The sequence below is a fragment of the Belnapia rosea genome, from assembly GCF_900101615.1.
GTDB lineage: Bacteria > Pseudomonadota > Alphaproteobacteria > Acetobacterales > Acetobacteraceae > Belnapia > Belnapia rosea.
In genome coordinates, this window is the sequence record NZ_FMZX01000006.1 from 178,546 (window position 1) to 202,770 (window position 24,225).

Sequence of the window (24,225 nt, forward strand, 5' to 3'; positions counted from 1 at the left end):
GTGCGGTCAAGCAGGCGGCGACGTCGCCGCCCAGGGCCTTCCTCGTGCTTCACGGGCGTATCCTCGTCATGGGCGCCCAGCCGTGTTGCGGGACGGCCCTCAGCGCCCAGCGGCAAGCGCGGCGACGGCATCGGCCAGCTGGCCAAGCGTCGCGCTCATCGCCTGGACGAGAGCCGGCAGCCCGGGCTCGGCCAGCGGCGTCTCGAAGCGCAGCACGCGCGCGGCCCGCGTCGCCCCGCCCGGCGGGCGCAGGGCAAGCTGGGCCAGGAGGGTGACAGCCGGGCCCGGCCCCGCTTCGAAGCGCTGGATCTCGGTCTCGAGGATCAGGCCCGCCTCGCCACGCAGCGCCCCGGTCTCGGTGAAGACGGTGGTGCCCGGCAGGCGCAGCATCAGGTCCTCGGCCAGGACGCGGGTCAGCATGTCGCTGAAGGGCTCGCCCCAGCGGGCACCGAGCGTCACGAGCCGCGAATCCGCGACGGCGCGGATGATCTGCGACCGGTCGAGATAGGCCGGGACGCCGACGCGGCGCAGCTCGATCAGCCCGGGCGCGCCGGAGCGTGCCGCCCCTGGCACTGCGACCATCCGGTACAGTTCGGGCTCGGCCGAGGCGCAACCGGCGAGCACCAGCCCGGCGAGCAGCATGCGGCGATCAATCATGGCGCATTCCCCCGGTCGGTGCGGCCGCGGATCAGCGCCTCCGGATGCCGGTCGAGCAGGTCGGCCAGCAACCGGACGGAACGCGCGGCATCGCTGGCCTGGGCCAGCACCCGCGCCACCTGGCGGTTGATCTCGCTCTGCGCTCCATAGCCCCGCTCGATCGAGGCCATGGCGCTGGAGGCGCGGCCCACCGCCTGGTCGAGGTTGCTGGCGATGCCGGGCAGCCGCCGCAGCAGCGGCGCCAGCCCCTCATCGGCCCGCCGCAGCAGCCCCTGGGCCTGGTCCAGCACCCCGGACAGCCCTTGCACCGCACCCCGCAATTCCGGGCTTCCGGCGAGGCCGCTCACCGAGGCCAGGGTGTCGTTCAGGTTGCGGCCGATCTCGTCGAAGGGGATCGATTGCAGCTGGGCGGCGACGGAGCTGACACTGGCCAGCACGCTGTCCGCGCTCATGGTCGGCATGACGATCTCCTCGCCCTGCAGCACCACCTCGGCCGGCGGGGCGTCGGGGACGAAGTCGAAGGCGATCACCACCTGTCCGGTGACGTAGCTGACCGTCTGCAGGCGGCCGCGGAGCCCGTTGCCGACCATCCGCCGGGCATAGGTCAGCACATCCTCCTGCGTCCGCCCCGCCTTGCCGGAGGGATAGGCGATGCGGTCCGGCTCGATGGCGATACGCACGGGCACGCGGAAGGTATCGCTCGCCAGGTCATACTCCAGCGTCCGTTCGAGCACGCTGCCGATGCGCAGGCCGCGCATCTCGACCGGGGTGCCCACCTCGATCCCCCGCACCGATTCGTTGAAGTAGAGCAGGAAGACCAGGCGGTCCTTGGTCGTGGCGGAGACTGCGGCCTCAAGGTCGTCATAGAGCTGGAAGCGGGTGACATCCGGTGCCGGCGGCTCGTCACGCAGCTCGGGCGGCGTGTCGAAGGCGACGCCGCCGGCGAGCAGGGCACGCAGGCTCTCGAGCTCCAGCTTCAGCCCGCCTCCACCGAAGCGTGCATTGATGCCGGAGATGTTCCAGAAGCGGGACCCCTCCCGTAGATAGCCGTCGAAGGGGGAGCGGATGAAGGCATGGATGGTGACATTGCCGTCGAGCCCGGGCGGATCGATATCGAGGATCTCCCCCACCGTCACGTCGCGGAAGAAGACGGGCGACCCACGGTCGAGCGAGCCGACGCGCTGCGCCAGCAGGGTGAAGACCCGCCCCGGCTCGTCCGAGCGCACGCCGGGCGGATTCTCGAGCCCGGCGAAATCGCGTTCGCTGGCCCCCTCCCCGCCCGGGTCGAATTCGATATAGGCGCCGGAGACGATGGTCTCGAGGCCGGAGACATTGCCGGCCGTCAGCCGCGGCCGCACCACCCAGAAGCGGGCGCCCTCGGTCAGCCGGCCCTGCACCGACTTGTTCATGCGCAGCCGCACCTGGACCTGCTGCAGGTCGTCGGAGAGCTCGATCGTCTCGACCGTGCCGACCTGTACCGCCTTGTAGCGCACCTGGGTCTGCCCGGCGGTCAGCCCCCCCGCATCGCGGAAGGTGACGGTGACGAGGGGCCCGCGATCGACATAGGTCCGCCAGCCGAGATAGCCGGCGATCAGCAGCGCGACCACCGGCACCAGCCAGATGGGCGAGATGCGGCGGCGGCGCAGGCGGCGCTCCGCCTCGGCCGGTTGTTCCTGGGTACCGCTCACGCCTTGCGCTCCGCCATGGCCTCCCGCTCCTCCGCGGCGTCCCACATCAGGCGTGGGTCGAAGGCCTCGGCGGCGAAGATGGTCAGCACCACCACGGCGGCGAAGCAGGCGGCGCCGAGCCCGGCACTGATCGAGGCGAGGTTGCCGAAGCGCACCAGCGCGATCAGCACCGAGACGACGAAGATGTCGATCATCGACCAGCGGCCGATCGCCTCGACAATGCGGTAGAGCCGCGTCCGCGTGACGAGCTGCGACGCGGAGCGGCGATGGATGCCGATCAGCATGGTGGCGAGGCCGATGAGCTTCAGCAGCGGCACCGCGACGCTGGCGAGGAAGACGACGAGCGCCAGCGGCCAGAAGCCGCTCTCGACAAATTCCCAGGCGCCGCCCAGGATCGTGTGCGGCCCGCCATGGCCGAAGGTGACGATATCCATCACCGGGAAGGCATTGGCCGGTATGTAGAGCACCACCGCGGCGAGGATCAGCGCCCAGCTCCGCGCCACGCTGTTCGGCTTGCGTGGGTGCAGTACCGCCTCGCAGCGCCGGCAGCTGCTGCCCGGCTCCGCCGGGGCGACCAGCCGGCAGCAGCCGCAGCCGATCAGCGGCGCGGCCGGCAGCGGCGCCTCGGCCGGCGTGGCGGTGGCGCCGCGCGCCTCCAGCGCTTCCCAGACCCGGTCGGGATCGAGCTGGGCGTTGAGCGCCACCTGGGCCAGCGCCAACGCTGCCAGCCCATAAGCGGCTGGGCCGATCTCGACCTGCGCCAGATCCGCCAGGCGCGTGTAGGAGACCAGCACGCCGAAGAGAAAGACCTCCAGCATCGCCCAAGGGCCAAGCCGCTCATGCCAGCGAAAGGCGAGGTAGAGGCGGCGGGGCGGCGCCTCCAGCCGCAGGCCGAGCAGCACCCCGACCAGCAGCAGCAGGCGTGCCAGCGGCACCGCGACCAGGGTGAGGATCACCAGGATGGAGAGCACCCCGAACCCGTCCTGCAGGAAGGAGAAGGCACCGGTCTCGACATGGCTGGACCGCACCTGGCCGAGCAATTGCAGGCCGAGGAAGGGCATGGTCATCGTCACCGCGTAGAGCACCAGCCCGGCGAGCCCGAGGGCCAGGGGCGCGTCGAGCGAGGCCGGCGCATGGCGCCGCAGCACCGTCTGGCAGCGCGGGCAGCGTGCCTCCTCGCGCCGCTCCAGCGGGCCGAGCCGGACCAGGCGGCCGCAACCCTCGCATTCCCGGAGGTCACGGCCGGGTGGCGCGTCGGCAGCCCCCATGGCGCTGACGACCAGGCTCACCGCGCGGTTCGCGCCCGGGCGGGGCAGGATCGGGGGTGGGATCGAACACGCATTCGGGGCAGCCTGAGCAAGAGGATCGGGCGCGGGAACGGTTCGAACCCGCAGGAGTTGCGCGGGCGCCCGGGACTGAACCTCTTGGTTACCCTTTGCGACCGCAGCCGCTCAGGTGAGGTCGTGCAGGTCCCGGCCCAAGGGCGGCCCGAGCCGGAACTCGGAAAAGCGTACCACAAGCCCGGCTCGTTCCGGCGTACAACACATCGGCCCGACCGTATAGCACGCGGCCCGGGGAAAGGGTGCCAGCCGAACCAAGCCCCAGCGCCACCCATCCGCCGAGGCCTGCAGCCGCAGCACCCCCGCCGCCACCGTCAGCCGCAGCCGGAGGTCGCCCGGGTCGCCGGCATAGGGGCCGGTCGCCCAGTCCGACCGGCCGAGGGTCAGCACGCTGCCCAGCATCGCCTGGCCATCGGAGAGCTCGATCCCCGCCCTCAGCCAGCGCTCCGCATCCAGCCGCAGCATGATCCCGGCCTGGTCATAGAGCGCCCGGTACTCGGCCTGCACCCGCAGTTCCGCGGTGAAATCCCCCGCGGTGGCGAGGCCGAGGCAATGGCCGCTGTCGCGGGTGAAGCCGTAATGCGTCTCCCGCCAGAAATCCGTCCCCCGGTCGGTGACGACATGCAGGGCCTCGCCCTCGAACCACCATTCGGCGGGCTCGTTCAGCCAGCTGCCTTGCGCGAACATCCGCCCTCCCCTTGCCGCCCGTCCCGGGCCTCGGGATAGTCGCCCTCCCGTTCAGGACCATGATGATGGATACGCATCAGACCAGCCTTTCCCCGCAATCCCCGACACATGCCCAGCGCCTCGACCGGCTGGCGGAGCTCGCGGTGCGGGTCGGGCTGAACCTGGCCCCGGGGCAGGAGCTGGTGATGACGGCGCCGGTCGAGGCGCTGCCGCTCGCCCGCCGCATCACCGAGCAGGCCTACCGCGCCGGGGCCTCGCTCGTCACCACCATCCTCGGCGATGACGAGATGGCGCTGGCCCGCTACCGCCATGCCTCCGAGGACAGCTTCGACACCGCGCCCGGCTGGCTGTTCGACGGCATGGCCGAGGCCTTCCGCCGCGGCGCCGCCCGGCTGGCGATTGTCGGCGACAACCCGACCCTGCTGGCCGGCGAGGATGCCGAGCGGGTGGCCCGGGCCAATCGCGCCCGCTCCATCGCCTATCGCCCGGCGTTGGAGCTGATCACCGCGACGGCGATCAACTGGTCGCTCGTCGCCAGCGCGACCCCGGCCTGGGCCGTCACCGTCTTCCCGGACCTGCCGGCGGAGGCTGCCCTCGCCCGGCTCTGGGACGCCATCTTCGCCGCATCCCGCGTCGACGAGGCGGATCCGGTCGGCGCCTGGGCCGCGCACAACGCTCGGCTGATGGAGAAGCGGACCATGCTGAACGCGCGGCGCTATGCCGCGCTGCGCTTCCGCGGGCCGGGCACCGACCTCACGGTCGGCCTCGCCGATGGCCATGCCTGGATGGGTGGCCTCTCCACCGCCAAGAACGGCATCACCGGCAACCCGAACATCCCGACCGAGGAGGTCTTCACCACCCCGCACCGGACGGTGACCGAGGGCGTCGTCTCAGCCACCAAGCCGCTCTCCTACCAGGGCACGCTGATCCGCGACATCCGCGTGCGCTTCGAGGCCGGCCGCATCACCGAGGCGCAGGCCAGCACCGGCCAGGCGGTGCTCGAACGGATGATCGGCACCGACGAAGGCGCCCGCATGCTGGGCGAGGTGGCGCTGGTGCCGAATTCCAACCCCATCTCGCGGAGCGGCCTGCTCTTCTTCAACACCCTCTTCGACGAGAATGCGGCGAGCCATATCGCCCTCGGCCAGGCCTATTCCAAATGCTTCCTCGACCAGAACCTGGATGCGGCGGCGCTGGACGCGGCCGGGGCCAACCGCAGCCTCATCCATGTCGATTGGATGATCGGCTCGGCCGAAACGGATGTGGACGGCATCGACGCGACCGGGATTGCCGAGCCACTGATGCGCGCCGGCGAGTGGGTAAAGTAGGAGCCGGCGCCGCTTCGGCTTGCCGTCGGCATGACTGCGCAATAGTGGATTTTCTTGGCCGTCGAGGTGATAGGTCCATCTCGGCGTTCAGCGCTTACGTGGCGACCGCCTTCTTGAGCTCGTCGAGCGAGCCACTCTGCTGCAGGATGGTGGTGGCGCCTGTGCCCGGCAGCAACTCATCCGCGATGTGCGGCGCTTTCCGTAGTCGCTACGGAGGGGCCGCCGCCATCAACCGGGAATGCGCTCCTCGGCCTATGCCGAGGGCGGCCTGTCTTGCCTGAGGCCCTGACCGGCTATGCGGCGGGTTGGCAGCAAGTTCCACGATTTCCTGCATGCCAACCCTCATGGAAACAGATGCTGAATTCGCATCATGGTTTAGGTTTTGGATAGAGCGCCCTGCCGGCAATCCTGGCGACCTCAAGCAAGTCCTGTCCAAAGCTCTGGACCGCTTGCTCCTGGTACTGCCCGGCTATGCAGACGCCGCTCAGGCCAAATCGCGGTATGCCGTCCGCATCGCTGACGACTGTCCCAACGCTGATGATGCCGCTGTACAGATTGTTGTTGTCCGTTGCCCAGCCGCGATCCCGCGCAGCAACTACCTCCGACCGATAGGTGTCGAAGCCTGGGTTGGATTGCCAACGCAGCGTCTTGAACCGCCGGGACAGTTCGGCGGTTGGCAAATCCATCGCTGCGGCGATGCTCCGGCCAACTGCCCCGGCGAAGGCGGGCATGCGGAACCCGACGCTGATTTCCACGCGGATGGCGCTTTGGCTGTGCGCGCGGTCCACCAGGATGACGTGGTCATCCTCGGTGATGCGCCAGAGCAGGACGAGCATGCCATGCTTTATGGCCAACCGTTCCATCTCAGGCCGGATCAGTGCAGTGGGGCTGGTGCCGATCAGGCCTGCGGCCAATTCGGCAATGGCCAGCCCGAGCGAGTAGGTCTTCTCCACATGATGGAACGCCACGTACCGCGCACGAGTGAGGGTACGCAGGATGTTGAAGCATGTGCTGGTGCTCACCCCGCTGGCCCGTGCGACGGCGGCGACCCCCATCGGCTTCGTGGAGGCGGCGAGGCTGGCCAGGATCTGGACGGCATTGAAGACCGCACCAACATCCTTCTGCGATGTCCTCGAGGTATCGGACTCGTCGTACATGGGATTGGCTTCAGGCTTTCGGATAAGGCTTTTCAATAGGGTCAATTGCCACGGCTTCCACCCAAGACCGCTACCCTGGGCCGCTGCGTGGCCACCGATCCCTGTACCGGCCCAGCCTTCCATCAGCTGCATGAGTCCGGTGATGCCGCTGGCAGCCAGGCGGTGGCTCGATGCGAGGCGCCAGACCCTTCCGCCTGCTTTATCGCCCGTACCGGCACGCCGGGCATCGTCGCCACCGCACCCACGGATCCGGACCGAAGCAGCCGAGCCTGGTCACCGTATCCATCGCCGCCTCACACCGTCACCAGGCCGCTATCGACCGGCAGGATCACGCCGGTGGTGATGCGGGATTCGTCGGAGGCCAGGTAGAGCGCCGCATGCGCCATGTCGGCCGGCTCGCCGAGGCCGAGGAGATGCGTGGCGCTCAGCGCCTGCATGGCGGCGCTGCCGGCGAGGAGGCCGCGCACCCGTTCGGTCAAGGTCACCGTCGGCGCAATGGCGTTCACCCGCACGCGTTGCGGCCCGAACTCGACCGCCAGCGAGCGCGTGAGGGCCGCGACGCCGCCCTTCGCGGCCGTGTAGCAGTCGCGTCCGGGAAACCCCATCAGCGCCACCACCGACGCCATGTTGATCACCGAGCCACCGCCGGATCGGATGATCTCGGGAATGCCGAACCGGCAGCCCAGGAAGGTGCCGAAGAGATCGAGCCGGATGGCGCGCCAGAATTCCTCGATCGGAACCTGGGTGACGTCGGCATCGACGCTTGTCGAGCCGCCTGCATTGTTGTGGAGCACGTCCAGCCTGCCGTAGTGCTGCACCGCCTGCCGGATCGCCGCCTCGATGCTGCTGGGCTCACCCACATCGGTCGTGATCGCGATGGCGTCGCCGCCTGCCGCCTGGATGCGGTGCGCCGTGCCCTCTCCGCTCGGCGCATCGATCTCCGCGATCACCACCCTGGCGCCCTCCCGTGCGAACAGCTCGGCCGTGCTCCGGCCGATGCCGGTCCCTGCGCCGGTGATGAAGGCGACCTTGCCGGCCAACCTGCCCCCTGACTTCTCCCCCACGACTGCCGACCTCCCGTTGTTGCAGCCAGCTGCCGAGGCATGCCGGCCGATGTGATGGGCGTCACCGCCCGAACGCCCTCGGCGGATGCCTGTCCCGCGCGGCAGGGCGCTTGAAGCAGCCCTGCAAGGGGGGACCCGTGACGGCGGACCGCCAGTGGGCTTGCATCCAGTGGGGAGAATGGTATCCAATATTCTGAATGATGGCCAGCCCAACCGCAGGCGGCCGGAAAGATGCCGGGGAGGACAACCAGTTGCGCATCCTGCAGTCCCAGCGCCTGCGTGCCGGCAGCCACCGGCGAGACACTGGCCACACCGTGGTGACGGGCCCATGCCCGGGGCCTGTCCATGCCCAGGCGATGGCGAGGCGCTGAGCGATGGAGCAGAAGCACGCGCCCATCTGGCATCCCAGCCCAGGGGAGGCCTCCGGCTCCCATTTGGCGAGGCTCATCGCCAGCCTCGGGCTGACCTCGCTCGAGGAACTCCTGGACCACGCCAACCGGCACCCGGACCGGTACTGGCGCGGCGCCATCGACGCCCTTGGCATCCGGTGGCGGCGGGACTACGCGGTGTTCCTCGACTTGGCCGATGGGATCCAGTTCCCCCGCTGGTTCGTGGGCGGCGAGCTGAACTGGCTGGACACGATATTCGCCCATGGCATGGCGGATGGAGCAGGCAGGCCCGCCGTCATCGCCACGGACGAGGCGGGCGGGACACGCCAGGTCACCTATGCTGAGCTGCGGGCGCAGGTGGCCCGCTTCGCCGCCGGGCTGGCGCGGCGCGGTCTGCGGCGCGGCGACCGTGTCGGCCTGCTGATGGAGAGCGGCACCGAGGCGGTCGTATCCCTGCTCGCCCTGTCCTGGCTGGGCGCCGTCGCGGTGCCGCTGTTCAGCGGCTTCGGCGTCGATGCCATCGTCTCCCGGCTGTCGGCCTGCGAGGCGCGGGCGCTGATCGCTACGAGCGGCTTCGACCGCCGCGGGCGCAGGATCGATGTGAAGCCCCTGCTGCGGGAGGCGCGATCCCAGCTGCCGACCCTCGAGCTGCTGATCCTCAAGGGATCGCCGGAGGAGGTTGGCGCCATGCCGCAGGCCGTCGCCTGGGGCGAGGTCGGCGACGCCGCCGCGGATGAAGGGATGGCCGGCAAGGAGCCCGCCGGCATGGCGCCGGACGAGCCCATGATGGTCATCTACACCTCGGGCACGACCGGCAAGCCCAAGGGGGCGGTCCATACTCATGGCGGCTTCCCGCTCAAGATCGCGCATGACGCCGCGGTGCATCTCGATATCGGCGCCGGCGACGTGTTCTTCTGGCCGGCCGATATGGGTTGGGTCGCGGGGCCGCTGACGATCGCCGCGGCGCTCATGCGCGGCGCGACCCTGGTCTGCTACGATGGGGCACCCGACTTCCCCGACTGGTCCCGCCTGTCCCGCCTCGTCGCGGCGCATCGGGTGACGCATCTCGGCGCGTCACCGACCTTGATCCGCGGCCTCGCGGGGAATGCGGCGCTGGCGACCGCGGCCCCGCTCGACACGGTGCGGCTGCTGATCACGGCGGGCGAGGTGATCGCGCCCGAGCACATGGTCTGGTACCAGCGCCATATGGGCCGCGGGACCTGCCCGGTCATCAACTACTCCGGCGGCACGGAGGTTTCCGGCGCCCTCGTCGCCAATGTCCTGCTGCGCCCGATTGTCCCGGCCGGCTTCAACTGCATCTCGCCCGGCGTGCAGGTCGATGTGGTGGATGATGCGGGGCAGCCGGTCCGCGACCGGGTGGGCGAGCTGGCGATTCTGCAGCCTTTCGTCGGCATGACGCAGTCCTTCTGGCGGGACCGCGAGCGCTACCTGGAGACCTACTGGACGCAGGTGCCCGGGATCTGGATGCATGGCGACCTCGCCATGCGGACCAGCGACGACATGGTCTTCCTGCTGGGGCGTTCGGACGACACGCTGAAGGTGGCGGGCAAGCGGCTCGGCCCCGCCGAGGTCGAGGACGTGCTGCTGGAACTGCCGGAGGTCAGCGAGGCCGCGGCCATCGGCGTGGAGGACGCGGCGAAGGGCCAGAAGCTGGTGGTCTTCATCGTCCCCGCGCCGGGCCAGCCATCCGGCCCGGCTCTGGCCGCCAGGGCTGCGGCGGCGGTGGAGAGCCGGCTGGGCCGGCCATTCAGGCCGGCCAGGGTCCACATCGTCGGCGACCTTCCCAAGACGCGGAGCCAGAAGGTCATGCGGCGCGTCATCCGGCGGGTCTATGCAGGCGAGAACCCGGGGGATCTCGGCTCCCTCGACAACCCGCCCGCCATCGAGCGGATCCGCGCCGCCGCGCAGGAGACCGGCTGAGGTCCCGCGCCGGCCAGCCACGCCACGGACGACACGATCCAGAACGAAGAACGGGAGGAATGCCTTGACCCATCCGATAGCCGGCGCCCTGGCGCGCCGTACCGTGCTTGGCACGGCCCTGGCGGGCCTCGCGGCGCCGCCCGTGCTGCGGGCCCAATCGCCTTCCGTGAAGCTCGGCATCCTGACCGATATGAGCTCGGTCTATGCGGACTACGCGGGCATCGGATCGGTCGAGGCGGCGCGGCTCGCGGCGGTCGATTCCGGGCTTGGCGACCGCGTGCAGATCGTCTCCGCCGATCATCAGAACAAGCCGGATGTCGGCTCCAACACCGCGCGATCCTGGTATGACAGCCAGGGCGTCGACGCGATCTTCGACTGTCCGACCGGCTCGGTCGCCCTGGCGGTGAACACCGTCGCCGGCCAGTCACGCAAGCTCTGCATCTTCAGCACCGCCATCATCGACCGGCTGACGGAGGAGGACTGCAACGGCTACGGCCTGTCCTGGACCTGGGACATCTACTCGGTGGCGCGCAGCAGCGTGCAGCTCCAGATGAAGCGCGGCCTCGACACCTGGTTCATCATCCACCAGGACTATGCCTCCGGCCATGCGCTGGCCGCCACGGCGCGGGAGACGCTGCAGGTCGCGGGGGGGAAGGTCGTCGGGCAGGTCGCGCATCCGCTCGGCACGACGGATTTCTCCGCCTTCCTGCTGCAGGCGCAGGCCAGCCGCGCCAAATTCGTCATGTTCACGGCCGGTGGCTCGGACCTGATCAATGCGCTCAAGCAGGTGCGCGAGTTCGGGCTGGTCCAGCGCGGCCAGCAGATCGGCACCATGTTCACCGTGATCACCGATGTGCATGGCATCGGCCTGGAGGCGCTGCAGGGCCTCAACTTCGTCACCGCCTTCTACTGGGACCGCGACGAGCAGACCCGCGCATGGGCGCGGCGGTTCTTCGCGGTGCGGCAGAAGCAGCCGACCATGTTCCAGGCCGGCGTCTACTCCGCCGTTCTCCAGTACCTGAACGCGGTGAAGGCGACCGGCAGCACCAAGGCGGAGGATGTACGCGCCCATCTCCGGGACCATCCGTTCGAGGACGTCTTCGCCCGCAATGCCCGCCTGCTGCCCAATGGCCGCATGGTCCACGACATGCTGACCGCCCGTATCAAGACCCCCGCGGAGCAGCGCCATCCCTGGGACTACTACGAGATCCTGGGCGTCGTGCCCGGCGCGGAGGCCTTCCGTACCCTCGAACAGAGCCAGTGCAGGAAGCCGTTCTGATGGAACTCGGGCTGCGCGGCCGCCGTGCCCTCGTCACCGGTGCCTCCAAGGGCATCGGCCTCGCCTGCGCGGAGACCCTCGCCGCGGAGGGCTGCGACATCGTCCTGGTCGCCCGCAGCGCCGGCGACCTCGCCGCCGCCGCTGCGCGTCTGCGCGGCACCGGCAATATCGCGGTAAGCACCCGGGCGCTCGACCTCAGCGACAGCCGCAGCATCGACGCGCTGGCCGCCGAGTTCCCGGACACCGACATCCTCGTCAACAACGCAGGCGCGATCCCCGGCGGCTCGCTCGACGAGATCGACGAGGCCCGCTGGCGCGCGGCCTGGGACCTGAAGGTGTTCGGCTACATCCATATGTGCCGCCGCTTCTACGCGTCGATGCGCGACCGCGGGACGGGTGGCGTGATCGTCAACGTCATCGGGGCCGCCGGCGAGAGTCCCGATGCCGACTACATCGCGGGCAGTGCCGGCAATGCCTCGCTCATGGCCTTCACTCGCGCGCTCGGCGGCAGGGCGCCCGCGGACGGGCTGCGGGTGGTCGGCATCAATCCCGGCCCGATCCTCACGGACCGCCTGGAGGCCCTGCTGCGGCGACGCGCCGGGGAGACGCTGGGCGACCCCGGCCGCTGGCGCGAGACCATGGCCGACATGCCCTTCGGCCGCGCCGGCCGGGTGGAGGAGGTCGCGGCCCTCGTCGCCTTCCTGGCCAGCGACCTGTCCGGCTACACCAGTGGTACCGTTGTCACCGTCGATGGCGGCATGGCAAGCCGCAGGAAGGCCTTCTGACGTGCCTTGTGCTGGAGCAGGAGGTAACGCCCATGGATGAGACGGGAATTGCCTGGATCCCCTCCGAGGCGACATGCCGGGACGCCAACTGGACCGGCTTCATCGCCCATTGCGGGCTCCCGGACTACGCGGCCCTCCTTGCCCGCAGCTCGGCCGACCCGGAGTGGTACTGGCGGGCGTTGGCCGGCTGGCTGGAATTCCGGTTCCGCCGCCCGCCCGGTCGCATGCTCGATTTGGCCGACGGCATCGCGCATCCCCGCTGGTTCCTGGACGGCACGGCCAATCTCTACGACAGCGCCGTGACCGCGACCCTGGAGAGGGACCCAGGCCGCCCGGCCGTGATCTGGCAGGCCGAGGCCGGTCACGAGCAGACGCGCAGCTACGCCGAGTTGGACCGCGACACCTCGCGCCTCGCGGCAGGGCTGCGGCGCCTCGGCCTCGGCCCTGGCGATGTGATCGGCATCTACCTGCCGATGCTGCCGGAGACCGCCGCCGCCTTCCTGGCCTGCGCCCGGCTCGGTTGCATCGCGCTGCCGCTCTTCTCCGGCTTCGGCCCCGAGGCCGTGGCACAGCGCCTGCGCCTCGGCGGGGCCCGCGCCGTAATCACCGTGGACGGCACGCAGCGGCGTGGCGAGTGGGTGGCCATGAAGCCGGTGATCGACGCGGCGCTCCAGGGCGAGGAGGCGGTGCGGCACGTCATCGTGCTGCGGCATCACGGCGCCGAGGTAGCGATGCGGGAGCCGCGCGACCACTGGTGGCATGATCTGGCATTGGAAGAAACGGTACCGCCGCTGGAGCTGCCGGCAGAGCATCCGGTGCTGCTGATGTACACCTCCGGCACGACGGGCCTGCCAAAAGGCACGGTCCACACCCATGGCGGGCTCGGCATCAAGATCGGGCAGGACGCACGGCTGACGCTGGACCTCAAGGCGGGCGACCGGCTGCTCTGGCCGACGGATTTCGGCTGGTTCGGCGGCACGGTCACCATCCTCGGCAGCCTGCTGGCCGGCGCCACGCTGGTGATCGCCGAGGGCAACCCGACCTATCCCGCGCCCGATCGGCTATGGCGACTGATCGACAGGCACCGCGTCACCCATTTCGGCACGGCGCCGACCCTGGCGCGCATGCTGCGGCGGGATGCCGATGCGCTGCTGGCGCGTCATGACCTGTCCTCCCTTCGGGCCTTCCCCTCGAGCGGCGAGGCCTGGGACAAGGATACCTGGCGCTGGGTGATGGAGCGCGTCGGCGGCGGCCGGGCGCCGATCCTGAATTTCTCGGGTGGAACCGAGATGTGCGCGATCGTCGCCTCCAACATCCTGTTCCCGCAGCGGCCGGCCAGCTTCAACGGCCCCGTGCCGGGCACGGGTGGTGACATCGTGGGGCCCGACGGCCGGAGCCTGCCGCCCGGCGAGATCGGCGAGCTGGTGATGCGGGAGGCCTGCATCGGCACCACGCGAGGCCTGTGGCGCGATCAGGACCGTTTCCACGACAGCTACTGGTCGCAGATCCCGGGCCTGTGGGCGCAGGGCGACCTCGCATCGCGCGATGCGGACGGCTTCTGGTTCCTGCATGGCAGGTCCGACGACACGCTGAAGGTCGCAGGCAAGCGCATCGGCCCCACCGAGATCGAGGAGGCGCTGCTGGCCACCGGCACGGTGACGGAGGTGGCGGCGGTGGCCCTGCCCGATGCGGTCACCGGGAATGCCGTGACCTGCGTGGTCGTGCCGGCGCCGGGCCAGGCCGGGGATGCGGCGCAGGCACGGCTCCTGGCCGAGGCCGCATCGGCCGCGCTGGGCCGGGCCTTCCGGCCGAAACGCATTGTGTTCATGCGAGAACTACCGCGCACTCGCTCCATGAAGGTACTGCGACGCGTGGTGCGTGCGACATTGGCGGGCCAGCCGCCGGGCGACCTGTCCAGCCTGGTGAACCCGGAGACGGTCGAGGAGCTGGCGCGCCATGCCGCGGCAGGAACGGAGGAATGACGATGACCGTGACCTACGAGAATTACCAGCGGCTGCGCTTCGACCGGCCGCATCCGCGCGTGCTGCGCATCACGATGGACAATGGCCGCATGAACACGGCCGACGCCGTCATGCATGGCGAGCTGGTGCGGATCTGGCGCGACATCGACGCCGATGACAGCGTGAGCTGCGCCATCCTCACCGGGGCGGGCAAGACCTTCTCCGCCGGCGGCGATTTCGAGATGGTGCGGGCCATATCCGAAGATTTCGAGACGCGGACCCGCGTCTGGCGGGAAGCGCGCGACATCGTCTACAACCTGATCAACTGCCGCAAGCCCGTGGTCAGCGCCATGCGCGGCGTGGCGGTCGGCGCAGGGCTCGTCTGCGGCATCCTGGCCGATGTCTCGATCGCGACGAAGGATTGCCGGATCACCGACGGGCACACGCGGCTCGGCGTCGCGGCGGGCGACCACGCCGCGATCATCTGGCCGCTGCTCTGCGGCATGGCCAAGGCGAAGTACTACCTGCTGACCTGCGACCTCCTTCAGGGAGAGGAGGCGGAGCGCATCGGCCTGATCTCCCTGGCCGTGGAGGATCCCGAGCTCGATGGCAAGGCGGTGGAGGTTGCGTCGCGCCTGGCGGAGGGTGCGCAGGGAGCGATACGGTGGACCAAATACGCCCTGAACAACTGGTTGCGCATGGCAGGCCCGAGCTTCGATGCCTCCCTGGCCATGGAGTTCATGGGCTTCAGTGGGCCAGAGGTCAAAGAAGGCCTATCTTCGCATCTCGAAAAGCGAAAGCCAAGCTTTCCGACAGGGTCTGAAGTCTGACCACCGAAACCTGCCTGGTCAGGGCTCTGCAAGGATGCCTGATTGGTGTCAGGTTGGGTTGATAAGCCTCGTTTGGGGCGAGCGTAGTGGCATCAGCAGCCCAGGCAACAGCGACGCCGGTACTAGCCGATCACCTGCACGCCCACGGGCATGCCGCTCACGGAGAGGAGCGGCAGAGTGATGGCGGCGGAACCGAGGACCGAGGTGGCGGCGTTATAGGCGGGCAAGCCCGTCGTGTGGGTCACGCCGGAGTCCTTGGCCTTGTTCTCCATCAGCGGCGCCGGGCCGATGGAAAAGAGGCTGATCAGCCCATCGGCCAGATATCCGATCGCCTCGAAGGCGCGCCGCGCTGCCTCGCGCTGCATCAGCACCAGGCGGTAATCCTCGATCGTCATGCTGTGGGCAAGGTCGAGGCGAGACATCATGCTGTTGCTGAGCCCGGTCGTGAAACGCTCGACCAGGTTCTCCAGCGTCCAGCGCAGCTCGTAGCCGCAGACGTCGCGGCAAATCGCCAGGCTTTCCCCAATAGCGTGCTCGAAGTTCTCGATCAGCGGGTTGTCGCCACGACGCAGGATCGTCACGCCCGCGTCACGCAGCTGGCCAAGGATCTGCTCGAAGGCGCCGGCGGTGGCCGCATCCGTCATCGCCCAGCCCTCGCTCTCCATCACGATCAGCCGGCTCGGCTTTGCCGCGGGCCGGAGGGCGGCTTCGCCGTAGAGGCCGGGCTGCCCCGGGTCGCCGCCGGAGCGCACACCCATCTCGTAGAGGACGCGCCACATATCCGTCAGGTCGCCCGCATGCACGCCGATATGGCTCTGGCTGAAGGCCAGCCGCTCGCCCCGGTGGATGATGGCACCGAAGCTTGGCTTGATGGCGGTGTTCGCGCAGAATCCCGCTGGGCGGATGATGGAGCCCACCACCTGCGTGCCTAGCGCCGCCGGCACCATCCCTGCCCCGATCACGGCGGCAGAGCCGGAGGAGGAACCGCCGGGCGTGTGGTCGGGGTTGAAAGGGTTGGTGGTGGCGCCGGAATGGGACATGCCCAACTCCGTCGTCACGGTCTTGCCGAGGATGACAGCGCCGGCCTGGCGCAGGGCCAGGACGCTCGCGCTGTCCGTCTTCGTCTGCACGCCCTTGAACAGGGGCGTACCCTGCTCGGTCGGCATGTCCTTCGTCTGCAGGATGTCCTTGATGCCGATGGGCATGCCGTCGATGGTCGAGAGCACGCGCCCGGCCTTGTACCGAGCCGTTGCCGCATCGGCAGCCTCGCGCGCGCCAGCCTCGTTCAGCGTCACCCAGGCGCGCACCACCGGCTCGCGCGCCGCGATCACCTCCAGGCAGCGCTCCAGATAGGCGCGCGGCGTGTCCGTGCCGTCCTGGAAGCGTGGCACGGCATCCAAGCCGGATCCCTTCAGCTTGGAGAAGGCGTTCGTGCCGATGGAGACGCCGCTCAGGCGCCGGCTGGCAGTTCCAACACGACGCCTTCAGCCGGCCGAAGCCGCATTGCGCCTTGGATCGGGCCGCTTCTTTCGTCGAGGTGGCTGGAAAGCAGCACCCTGGCCCCTGGTGCGAAGCCCGCCAGCATCTGCGGGCCATCGCCCAGGTTCAAGGCAATGCGCAACCTTCGGCCAGTGGCCTCATCCCAGCGATCGTAAGCCAGCACATCCGGCGCACCAACCACGACGGAACCATAGGCGCCAGCCGACAGCGCGGGTTCGGCGCGGCGCAAGGTGAGGAGCGCCCGATAGAGCGAGAGCATGGAGGACGCATCCCGTTCCTGTGCCGCGACATTCAACGAGGTCCAGTCATCGGCCAAAGGCAGCCAGGGTTCGGCGGCGGTGGTGAAGCCGGCGCCGGCGCCCGCCTCCCATTGCATAGGCGTCCGCACCGGGTCACGCCCAAGGCCCAATCCCGGCACCCGCCGTTCCCAAGGATCCTGCACACGCCCTGGCGGAATCGGCACGTCGGTCATCCCGATCTCTTCGCCCTGGTAGATCGTCGGTGTGCCGCGGAGGGTCATCAGCAGCATGGCGGCGACGCGCGCCTGCGCTGGGCCCAGCCGGCTGGCGAGGCGCGAGCGGTCGTGGTTGCCAAGCACCCAATTCGGCCAGGCGCCAGGAGGCAGCGCCGCCTCATAGCGCGCGACAAGAGCAGCGATCGCGCCTGCTTCCCAGGGTGTCGAGAGAAGGTGGAAGTTGAAGGGCAGCTGGAAGCCCGAGAGCCCGGGGCCGTAATAGGCCATCAGCCGGTCGATCGGCAGATAGGCTTCGCCAATGAGCAGGCGCTTGCCGGGGTAGGCATCGGCTACGCGGCGCATGGCGGCGACCGCCTCCTGCACCTCCGGCTGGTCCATGGTATGGGCGCGGATCACCCGGCGTGCCGGTGACATGCCGGGCTTCCAGTCGGGGTTGGGTGGGTTGTCGCGCAGCCGCCCATCCTCGAACAGGTGATGGATGGCATCGACGCGGAAGCCATCGACGCCGCGGTCCAGCCAGAACCGAAGCACCGCCAGCATGGCGTCCCGTACCTGTGGGTTGCGCCAATTCAGGTCCGGCTGTTCCGGCAAATAGGCATGGTACCAGTACTGGCCGGTCACTGCGTCCAAGGTCCAGGCAGGGCCGCCGAATTCGCTCAGCCAGTTGTTGGGCGGACCGCCATCCGGCGCCGGATCGCACCAGATGTACCAGTCGCGCTTCGGATTGCTACGGGACGCCCGGCTTTCGAGGAACCAGGGATGCCGGTCCGAGCTATGGTTCGGCACATAGTCGAGGATGACGTACAGGCCGCGCTCATGCGCCGCCGCGACAAGGCGGTCGAAATCGCCGAGCGTGCCGAAGACCGGGTCGATGCCTGTGTAGTCTGCGACATCATAGCCGAAATCTGCCATTGGCGAGGGCATGACCGGCGAGATCCAGATCGCGTCCACGCCGAGAGCCACCAGGTAGTCGAGCCGCGTCAGGATACCGGGCAGATCTCCCACGCCGTCGCCATTCGAATCCTGGAAAGACCGCGGATAGATTTGATAGATCACTCCGCTTTGCCACCAGGCGAAGTTCTTGCCGGCCATGGTCAGCGCGCGGCCAGCGGCGAGTGGTCGAGCTGCGCCAGCAGCTCCGCCGGATCTCGGTAAAGGGCAACGCAGCCGGCCTCCCGCAATGTGGCCGCCGAAAAGCCGCCGCAGAGCAGCCCAATCGTGCTGAGCCCAGCCTTGCCAGCCGCCTGCGCGTCGTAGGGAGTGTCGCCGACGACGCTCGCCTCCGCGGCTGTCAGCGGTGCGAGCCGACTCAACGCCGCCTGGAAGATGTCCGGAGACGGCTTGGAATGCTCCGCGTCATCCGAGGTGACGGCATCGTCGATCAAGTCATCAACCCCGAGGATTTCCCGATACCGCTCGAGTTCCTTGCCCTTGGCGGAGGTGGCGAGGATGATGCGCTGGCCGGCCCTGTGCAGGCGCTCGAACAGAGGCCGCACGCCGGGGAAGGCGCGCGCCTGGCCGACATAGTCCTGAAGGAACAGCGCGGTGCGGGCGGCAGCGATTTCCTCGCCACGCCGCTCGACCAACTCAGGCGGCAGGAAGACTGGCATGAGCTGGTCGCTGCCCTTGCCGATCTGGCCGCGCACTGCGTCCTGCGCAACCTCATGGCCGAAGCGCCGGAAGGTTTCGACCCAGGAGGCGACATGCAGATCATTCGTGTCGATCAGCGTTCCGTCCACATCGAAGATGACTGCCTTGACCATCGCGTTTCCTTTTCCGTCGCATGCTCTTCGGCAACCGGAACGCGCGTCGCAAGTTCCCGGCCTGTGGGACATGCCGCAAGGAGGCGACCATGGCTCCCCTCCGCATATCGGCCTCCATGCCCTGCACGAGAACTTCCCGCAGCAGGAACTACCTGCCCTCACCCGCTGGGCTGATGCGCTCTCGCATACGGAGCCAAGGGGCGATCATGTCCAACCGAGCCAGACGATGCCCCCCATCTAGAGTCGGTCGGAGCAGATGGTGCCCGGTCCGGCACCTTCGCCCACTGGTGCGAGACTGGTGCGTCGCGGCGCCAAAGCATCGTGATAGCGATCCCTGGCGATACGGCCTGGAAGAAAAGGCCAAAGGCTTTCAGGTCATCCTGCGGGACTGGGTTGCGGAAAGAGACGCAGCATGGTTGTCGCGCTCACGCAGGTTCGCCCACGATGGCGAACGCCGGCCCCGAACAGGCCAAGTCATGATCCATACGGCAATGTGGCGCGTCATGCTCCTCCGTATTGCCGCCTGATTGACCTTTCCAGACGATCCGCCAGTGAGGTGCTCAGGCTCGGAGCCCGTGCGCGAGGGCCAAGCTGGCGAGGCGGGCTGTGGCGAGGAGGCGGTCCAGGCCGTGGCCCTCGCGGGCCATGGTGGAAAGGCCAGTCATGATTGTCACGACATAGTCGGCCAAGCGCCCGGCCGCCTCAGGATGGGTCGCGGCGACGAAGCGGCGGATGGTGTCCTCGGCGGCGGCGGTAAGGGCGCGGGCAGCCTTGCGTGCCTCGGGGTCGTTGCAGCGGGCGCCCTCGATGGTGAGGCAGCCGGCCGCAGCAGGGTCGGCGGCCGCAGGGTTGGCGGCGTAGCGGCGCGCGGCCTCCTCAAGCATCTCGGTGAGGGCTTCGGCAACGGGGCGCCCAGGGCGCAGGATTTCAGCCAGGGGAACGCCCTCAGCAGCCGTGTAGCGGCCGAGGATGCGGGCGTAGAGGCCGGCCTTGCTGCCGAAGGCGGCGTAGAAGCTGGGCGGGTTGATGCCCAGTGCTTCGGTGAGGTCAGCGACGCTGACGGCGTCGTAGCCACGGGCGTGGAAGAGGCGTTGGGCGGTGGCGACCGCTTGGTCGGGGTCGAAGCGGCGCGGGCGGCCACGGGGGCGAGAGGATTTTGTAGTCATTGATACAGAACGCCTTGACGAGGCTGTCGGATGATTTATGTAGCGGTCACTAGGTTGATCCTCAAGGAGGGCCTGATGGCCAGTTTTCAGGGTAAGTCCGTTCTCGTGCTCGGCGGCAGCCGGGGGATCGGGGCGGCGATCGTGCGGCGCTTCGCAGGCGACGGCGCGGCGGTAACCTTCACCTATGCCGGCTCGAAGGAGGCGGCGGAGCGGCTGGCGGCGGAGACGGGCACCACGGCGGTGGTGACAGACAGTGCGGATCGGGATGCGGTGATCGCGCGGGTGCGGGAGAGCGGGCCGCTGGACGTACTGGTGGTGAATGCGGGGGTTGGCGCCTTCGGCGATCCGCTGGAGCAGGACCCGGACGCAGTGGACCGGCTGATCCGCATCAACGTGAACGCGCCCTACCACGCTGCGGTGGAGGCGGCGCGGCGGATGCCGGAGGGCGGGCGGATCATCGTGATCGGCTCGGTCAACGGGGACAGGATCCCCTTCCCGGGCTTGGCGGCCTACGCGATGAGCAAGTCGGCGCTGCAGGGTATGGCACGGGGGCTGGCGCGAGATTTCGGGCCGCGCGGGATCACTGTGAACGTCGTACAGCCCGGGCCCATCGACACGGACCTGAACCCGGCGGACGGGCCGATGAAGGATATCCAGCACGCCGTCATGGCCATCAAACGTCATGGGCGGCCGGAGGACGTGGCGGGAATGGTAGCCTGGCTGGCCGGGCCGGAGGCAGGCTTCGTGACCGGGGCGATGCACACGATCGACGGCGGCTTCGGTGCCTGATCCATTAGGATACGGGGCGGCCGGGGCACCGGCGGCCCCGGCCGGTTTCCGGTGGCCCAGTTCACCGCTTCAAGACCTCGTATCGCCGTCGGACAGCCGAACCAACGGCAAACCATCATCTCCGTCAGTCATGCAGACCCAAAGGTGCCGCCACCCATGACAATGATCGGCATCATCGGCGCGGGCGAAGTCGACTGCACGAGGCCTGCCGTCCGTGGACGCCAGCATCCAACACCTGAGCGCGGACAGGGCATCACTGCCGTCCACGCATGCCCCAGTCCTGTCACTTGACGCTCGGAACGGCCGCAGGATAGCCGTCGCAGGCTTCTTCACTTCCGGCCTGGAAGGCCCCGTTGGCAGCGCTGCTCCTCCACGCATGGCTTGGCCTCGTCCTTCTCGCCGCGGTCGCTGCCGGTGCTCGTGCCGACGAGGTCCGCAGGCGGACCGAAGAGCCGGAGTACCGCCCCGACGGCCTGCCGGAGCGGTCCATCGCCACCGCTCTCCCAGGCAATGGTGACCTGTTCGGTCATCGCCGCTGGCTGGCAGCGCGGGGCATCTACTACAATCTCTGGTATCGCAACGACGTCCTGGCCAGCACCTCCGGCGGGTCCCAGCGCGAGGTGATCAATCAGGGCCTGCTCGAGCCCAGCCTGTCCGTCGACCTCGGGCAGCTTGCAGGCCTGCACGGGCTGCGCCTCTACACGAACCTGTTTCTGATCCATAACACCGGACGCATCCGCCGAGACCTTGTAGGCGGCGTCAACACGATCGCCGCGATCGAGGCCGCGCCGACGGTCCGCCTCTCCGAGCTTTGGCTCGAGCAACAGCTGCTCGGCGGCCTTGCGCGGTTCAGGGCCGGGCAGCTCGCGGCAGACGCGGACTTCTTCTTCGCGCAAGCGGCCGACATCTTCCTGCAGACCGACTGGCCCACCATCGCCGCGCTCAACCTGCCGAGCGGCGGCCCTGCCTACCCGCTGTCCACGCCAGGCGCCCTCCTTGCCCTCGACCCCGAGCCGGGCGTGACGCTGCAGCTCGGTGTCTATAACGGGAACCCCGCCGGACCTGGGCCGGGTGACGAGCAACGACGGAACCGGCACGGCCTCGCCTTCCGGGTGCGCGACCCCGCTTTGGTGTTGGCCGAGCTTCAGCTCAGCGCCAACCAGGCGCCCGGAGACACAGGGCTCGCCCGCACGATCAAGGTTGGTGGATGGACGCATCTGGGCCAGTTCGACCACCGGCGGCTCGCCGAGGATGGCGGGCTGCTGGCTGACCCGGCGGGATCGGGCGCACCGCGGCGTCTGCGCGGCAGCTGGGGACTATACGCGGTGGGCGAACACCAGCTCTACCGCAAGCGCGGCGGCGACGAAGAAAGCGGCGTGACAGCGTTCGGGCGCGCCTCGGTTGCCCCGTCCGACCGCAGCACGATCAGCCTGTACCTCGACGGCGGCGTGGTATTCTCCGGTCTCGTCGCGACGCGGCCGCGGGACCGCTTTGGCTTCAGCCTGATCTATGCCCGCTTCTCCGACGCGGTGCGCGGCTTTGACCGTGACCGCCTGGCCGGCGCCGGAGCGGCAGTGCGCGAGTTCGAGATGAACCTGGAGGTGACCTATGTGGCCGAGGTTCGGCCGGGGTTCAGCCTTCAACCAGCGCTCACCCATGTCTGGCGCCCTGGCGGTGATGCGCGCCGCGAGGCCCTGGTGCTCGGCTTCCGCAGCTACCTGCAGTTCTGAGGGAGGCTTCGGCACAGGTCCACGGGACCCGCAACAGGCCGGCGCTTGGAAAATAGCACGACCGGTCGTATTATGGGCTATGAAGTCGCAGGCAACCCGGGTTTCGCTCCTCCACCACGGCCTTAACGTGCTGAGCGTCTATGGCCTGTCGGGCGTGACCCTGGGCCGGCTGGCTGAGGCAGCCAGACTGTCCAAAAGCGGCCTTTTCGCCCATTTCCGCTCCAAGGAGCAGCTTGAGTTAGCATTGCTCGACGAAGCGGCGCGGCTGGCGCACACACATGTCGTCGAACCCGCGATGGAAGCGCCGGCAGGCTTGCCTCGGCTCCGCGTGCTGGTGGAGCGTTGGCTCGGCTGGGCCTCGCGCGCTGGCCTGCCCGGTGGATGTCCCGTCGCGGCGGCCCTGTTTGAGCTGGACGACCGCGAGGGCGAGGTGCGCGACCACGTCGCCGCATTGGAGCAGGAATGGCGCGCGCTTCTCCGTTCCCTTACGGCCTCTGCCGCCGCGTTGGGACATCTGCGCCCAGAGACAGATGTGGATCAGTTCGTCTGGGACCTCTGCGGCATTTACCTCAGCCATCATGCCTCTGCCCGCTTCCTGCGTGATCCTGCCGCCGAGACGCGGGCACGCCACGCCTTTGATGCCCTGCTCCGCCGCGCCGGCGCGGCGCTGCCGAGCTAGCCAGGACTGGAACATCCGCCATGCCGCTCGGGATCCGAAGCCCATCCTGCCAGCAATCGCAAACAGCCACGGCCCTGCATCGGCCCGGCACGCAGGCCACCCTGGGGCGAGCGGTGATCAGCGCGTGAGCCGTAGCGAGGGGATCAGGGCCGCGGAGCTGGCACAGCTTCGGCGGCTGCGCTTGGCGGCGCTAGTGGAAGGGGTGACGCTGGTCGTCCTCGTCCTCGTCGCGGTGCCGGCAAAGCACCTGTTCGGCCTGCCTGCGGCAACGAAGGTCATAGGGCCGGTACACGGCCTCGCCTTCGTGGCTTATGCATGGATGCTTCTCGCAACCGTGTCGGGCGGTTCCTGGCGCCGGGGGGAGATCCTGCGTCTGGTGGTCGCTGCCTTCGTGCCCTTTGGCGCCCTCCTCAGCGCAGGGCTGCTGCAGCGGAAGGAAGCGACGCTGGTGGCGGCCAGCCGGGTCCAGGCGTGATGGACCTGCTCTGGCTGAAGGCGCTGCACGTCGCGGCAGTGCTGCTTTTCACCAGTGGGCTTCTCGCGCAGTCACTCGCGCTCGCGGCTGCGCTGCAGGACAGCGTGAGCCCCGGCGTCCTCGCCCGGCTGCGCCGGTGGGACCAGCGCATCACCGCTCCGGCACTGCTGGCCATGTGGGCTCTTGGCATCGCTGCGGTGCTGGAAGGCGGCTGGTTCGGGGCAGGCTGGCTGTCCGCCAAGCTGCTGCTGGTCATCTCGCTCACCGGCCTGCACGGGATACAAGCCGGCGCACTTCGTCGGCTGGCATTTGAGGCAGGAAGGCCACCGCGCAGCCTTGGCTGGGCTCCGGTGGCGGTGGTTCTGTCATTCGTCGCCGTCGCGTTGCTGGCCGTCGCCAAGCCGTTCTGAGAGCGGCTGCGGCCCACGGCGCTGCCGGATGCTGACGGGGCAAGGATGTTCGCCTTTTGCCAAACTCGACCAGGAGAGCCGTCCAGGATCAGGTCCGCCCTCGGTAGAGCAGACAGCGACTTCACTCGCCAA

General features: G+C 69.1%; 21 protein-coding genes. 11 read left to right on the forward strand and 10 right to left on the reverse strand.

Features of this window, described 5'->3' with window-relative positions:
• Positions 1 to 99: 99 nt before the first annotated feature.
• From BLR02_RS13755 to BLR02_RS13770, 4 genes are all read right to left on the reverse strand, one after another.
• Positions 100 to 657: a PqiC family protein gene (locus BLR02_RS13755; RefSeq protein WP_090663593.1), complete on the reverse strand. Its 558-nt coding sequence runs from the start codon at positions 655 to 657 to the stop codon at positions 100 to 102.
• Positions 654 to 2,345: a PqiB family protein gene (locus BLR02_RS13760; RefSeq protein WP_090565660.1), complete on the reverse strand. Its 1,692-nt coding sequence runs from the start codon at positions 2,343 to 2,345 to the stop codon at positions 654 to 656. The genes BLR02_RS13755 and BLR02_RS13760 overlap by 4 nt, the downstream gene beginning before the upstream one ends.
• A complete protein-coding gene (locus BLR02_RS13765) occupies positions 2,342 to 3,634 on the reverse strand; it encodes a paraquat-inducible protein A (protein WP_143018129.1) in 1,293 nt (430 codons plus the stop codon). The genes BLR02_RS13760 and BLR02_RS13765 overlap by 4 nt, the downstream gene beginning before the upstream one ends.
• Positions 3,635 to 3,796: 162 nt before the next feature.
• The gene (locus BLR02_RS13770; protein WP_090565663.1) at positions 3,797 to 4,372 is read right to left on the reverse strand and encodes a DUF1349 domain-containing protein; all 576 of its coding nucleotides are present in this window, start codon (positions 4,370 to 4,372) and stop codon (positions 3,797 to 3,799) included.
• Between the two features lie 65 nt (positions 4,373 to 4,437).
• Here BLR02_RS13770 and BLR02_RS13775 point away from each other — a divergent pair, with 65 nt between their 5' ends.
• On the forward strand, positions 4,438 to 5,700 hold the full coding sequence (locus tag BLR02_RS13775; RefSeq protein WP_090663628.1) for an aminopeptidase: 1,263 nt from the start codon (positions 4,438 to 4,440) through the stop codon (positions 5,698 to 5,700).
• A gap of 368 nt (positions 5,701 to 6,068) precedes the next feature.
• On the opposite strand, the gene BLR02_RS13780 is transcribed toward BLR02_RS13775, so the two are convergent.
• Together BLR02_RS13780 and BLR02_RS13785 are read right to left on the reverse strand one after the other, a co-directional pair.
• Positions 6,069 to 6,989, reverse strand: a complete 921-nt coding sequence (locus BLR02_RS13780) for an IclR family transcriptional regulator (protein ID WP_245704770.1) — start codon at positions 6,987 to 6,989, stop codon at positions 6,069 to 6,071.
• 161 nt (positions 6,990 to 7,150) lie between these two features.
• Positions 7,151 to 7,897 carry an SDR family NAD(P)-dependent oxidoreductase gene (locus BLR02_RS13785; RefSeq protein ID WP_218127464.1) on the reverse strand — a complete coding sequence of 249 codons (747 nt, stop codon included), beginning with the start codon at positions 7,895 to 7,897 and terminating at the stop codon, positions 7,151 to 7,153.
• A 398-nt stretch (positions 7,898 to 8,295) separates the two neighbouring features.
• On the opposite strand from BLR02_RS13785, the gene BLR02_RS13790 reads away from it, so the two are divergent.
• The 5 genes from BLR02_RS13790 to BLR02_RS13810 all read left to right on the forward strand — a co-directional run bounded on the left by BLR02_RS13790 (position 8,296) and on the right by BLR02_RS13810 (position 15,106).
• Positions 8,296 to 10,251: an AMP-binding protein gene (locus tag BLR02_RS13790; RefSeq protein ID WP_090663597.1), complete on the forward strand. Its 1,956-nt coding sequence runs from the start codon at positions 8,296 to 8,298 to the stop codon at positions 10,249 to 10,251.
• 64 nt (positions 10,252 to 10,315) lie between these two features.
• The gene (locus tag BLR02_RS13795; RefSeq protein WP_176849562.1) at positions 10,316 to 11,530 is read left to right on the forward strand and encodes an ABC transporter substrate-binding protein; all 1,215 of its coding nucleotides are present in this window, start codon (positions 10,316 to 10,318) and stop codon (positions 11,528 to 11,530) included.
• Positions 11,530 to 12,315 (forward strand): short-chain dehydrogenase/reductase, encoded by a 786-nt coding sequence (locus BLR02_RS13800; RefSeq protein WP_090663599.1) that lies wholly within the window; start codon positions 11,530 to 11,532, stop codon positions 12,313 to 12,315. Before BLR02_RS13795 ends, BLR02_RS13800 begins: the two co-directional genes overlap by 1 nt.
• Positions 12,316 to 12,347: 32 nt before the next feature.
• Positions 12,348 to 14,297: an AMP-binding protein gene (locus tag BLR02_RS13805; RefSeq protein WP_090663600.1), complete on the forward strand. Its 1,950-nt coding sequence runs from the start codon at positions 12,348 to 12,350 to the stop codon at positions 14,295 to 14,297.
• A 2-nt stretch (positions 14,298 to 14,299) separates the two neighbouring features.
• Positions 14,300 to 15,106, forward strand: a complete 807-nt coding sequence (locus BLR02_RS13810; RefSeq protein WP_090565739.1) for an enoyl-CoA hydratase/isomerase family protein — start codon at positions 14,300 to 14,302, stop codon at positions 15,104 to 15,106.
• 122 nt (positions 15,107 to 15,228) lie between these two features.
• Here BLR02_RS13810 and BLR02_RS13815 read toward each other — a convergent pair whose 3' ends face one another.
• From BLR02_RS13815 to BLR02_RS13830, 4 genes are all read right to left on the reverse strand, one after another.
• On the reverse strand, positions 15,229 to 16,497 hold the full coding sequence (locus tag BLR02_RS13815) for an amidase (protein WP_245704775.1): 1,269 nt from the start codon (positions 16,495 to 16,497) through the stop codon (positions 15,229 to 15,231).
• 59 nt (positions 16,498 to 16,556) lie between these two features.
• Entirely contained in the window at positions 16,557 to 18,173 is a 1,617-nt protein-coding gene (locus BLR02_RS13820; protein WP_090663602.1) for an alpha-amylase family glycosyl hydrolase, read from the reverse strand.
• A gap of 2 nt (positions 18,174 to 18,175) precedes the next feature.
• A complete protein-coding gene (locus BLR02_RS13825; RefSeq protein WP_090663603.1) occupies positions 18,176 to 18,844 on the reverse strand; it encodes an HAD family hydrolase in 669 nt (222 codons plus the stop codon).
• Between the two features lie 560 nt (positions 18,845 to 19,404).
• The gene (locus tag BLR02_RS13830; RefSeq protein ID WP_090663604.1) at positions 19,405 to 20,010 is read right to left on the reverse strand and encodes a TetR/AcrR family transcriptional regulator; all 606 of its coding nucleotides are present in this window, start codon (positions 20,008 to 20,010) and stop codon (positions 19,405 to 19,407) included.
• A 75-nt stretch (positions 20,011 to 20,085) separates the two neighbouring features.
• Here BLR02_RS13830 and bdcA point away from each other — a divergent pair, with 75 nt between their 5' ends.
• From bdcA to BLR02_RS13855, 5 genes are all read left to right on the forward strand, one after another.
• The gene (gene bdcA / locus BLR02_RS13835) at positions 20,086 to 20,799 is read left to right on the forward strand and encodes an SDR family oxidoreductase (RefSeq protein WP_090663629.1); all 714 of its coding nucleotides are present in this window, start codon (positions 20,086 to 20,088) and stop codon (positions 20,797 to 20,799) included.
• 353 nt (positions 20,800 to 21,152) lie between these two features.
• The gene (locus BLR02_RS13840) at positions 21,153 to 22,529 is read left to right on the forward strand and encodes a carbohydrate porin (protein WP_090565686.1); all 1,377 of its coding nucleotides are present in this window, start codon (positions 21,153 to 21,155) and stop codon (positions 22,527 to 22,529) included.
• Between the two features lie 79 nt (positions 22,530 to 22,608).
• Positions 22,609 to 23,208, forward strand: a complete 600-nt coding sequence (locus BLR02_RS13845) for a TetR/AcrR family transcriptional regulator (RefSeq protein WP_090663605.1) — start codon at positions 22,609 to 22,611, stop codon at positions 23,206 to 23,208.
• A gap of 124 nt (positions 23,209 to 23,332) precedes the next feature.
• The gene (locus BLR02_RS13850) at positions 23,333 to 23,683 is read left to right on the forward strand and encodes a DUF3817 domain-containing protein (RefSeq protein WP_245704773.1); all 351 of its coding nucleotides are present in this window, start codon (positions 23,333 to 23,335) and stop codon (positions 23,681 to 23,683) included.
• Positions 23,683 to 24,093, forward strand: a complete 411-nt coding sequence (locus BLR02_RS13855; protein ID WP_090663606.1) for a CopD family protein — start codon at positions 23,683 to 23,685, stop codon at positions 24,091 to 24,093. Before BLR02_RS13850 ends, BLR02_RS13855 begins: the two co-directional genes overlap by 1 nt.
• Positions 24,094 to 24,225 lie beyond the last annotated feature (132 nt).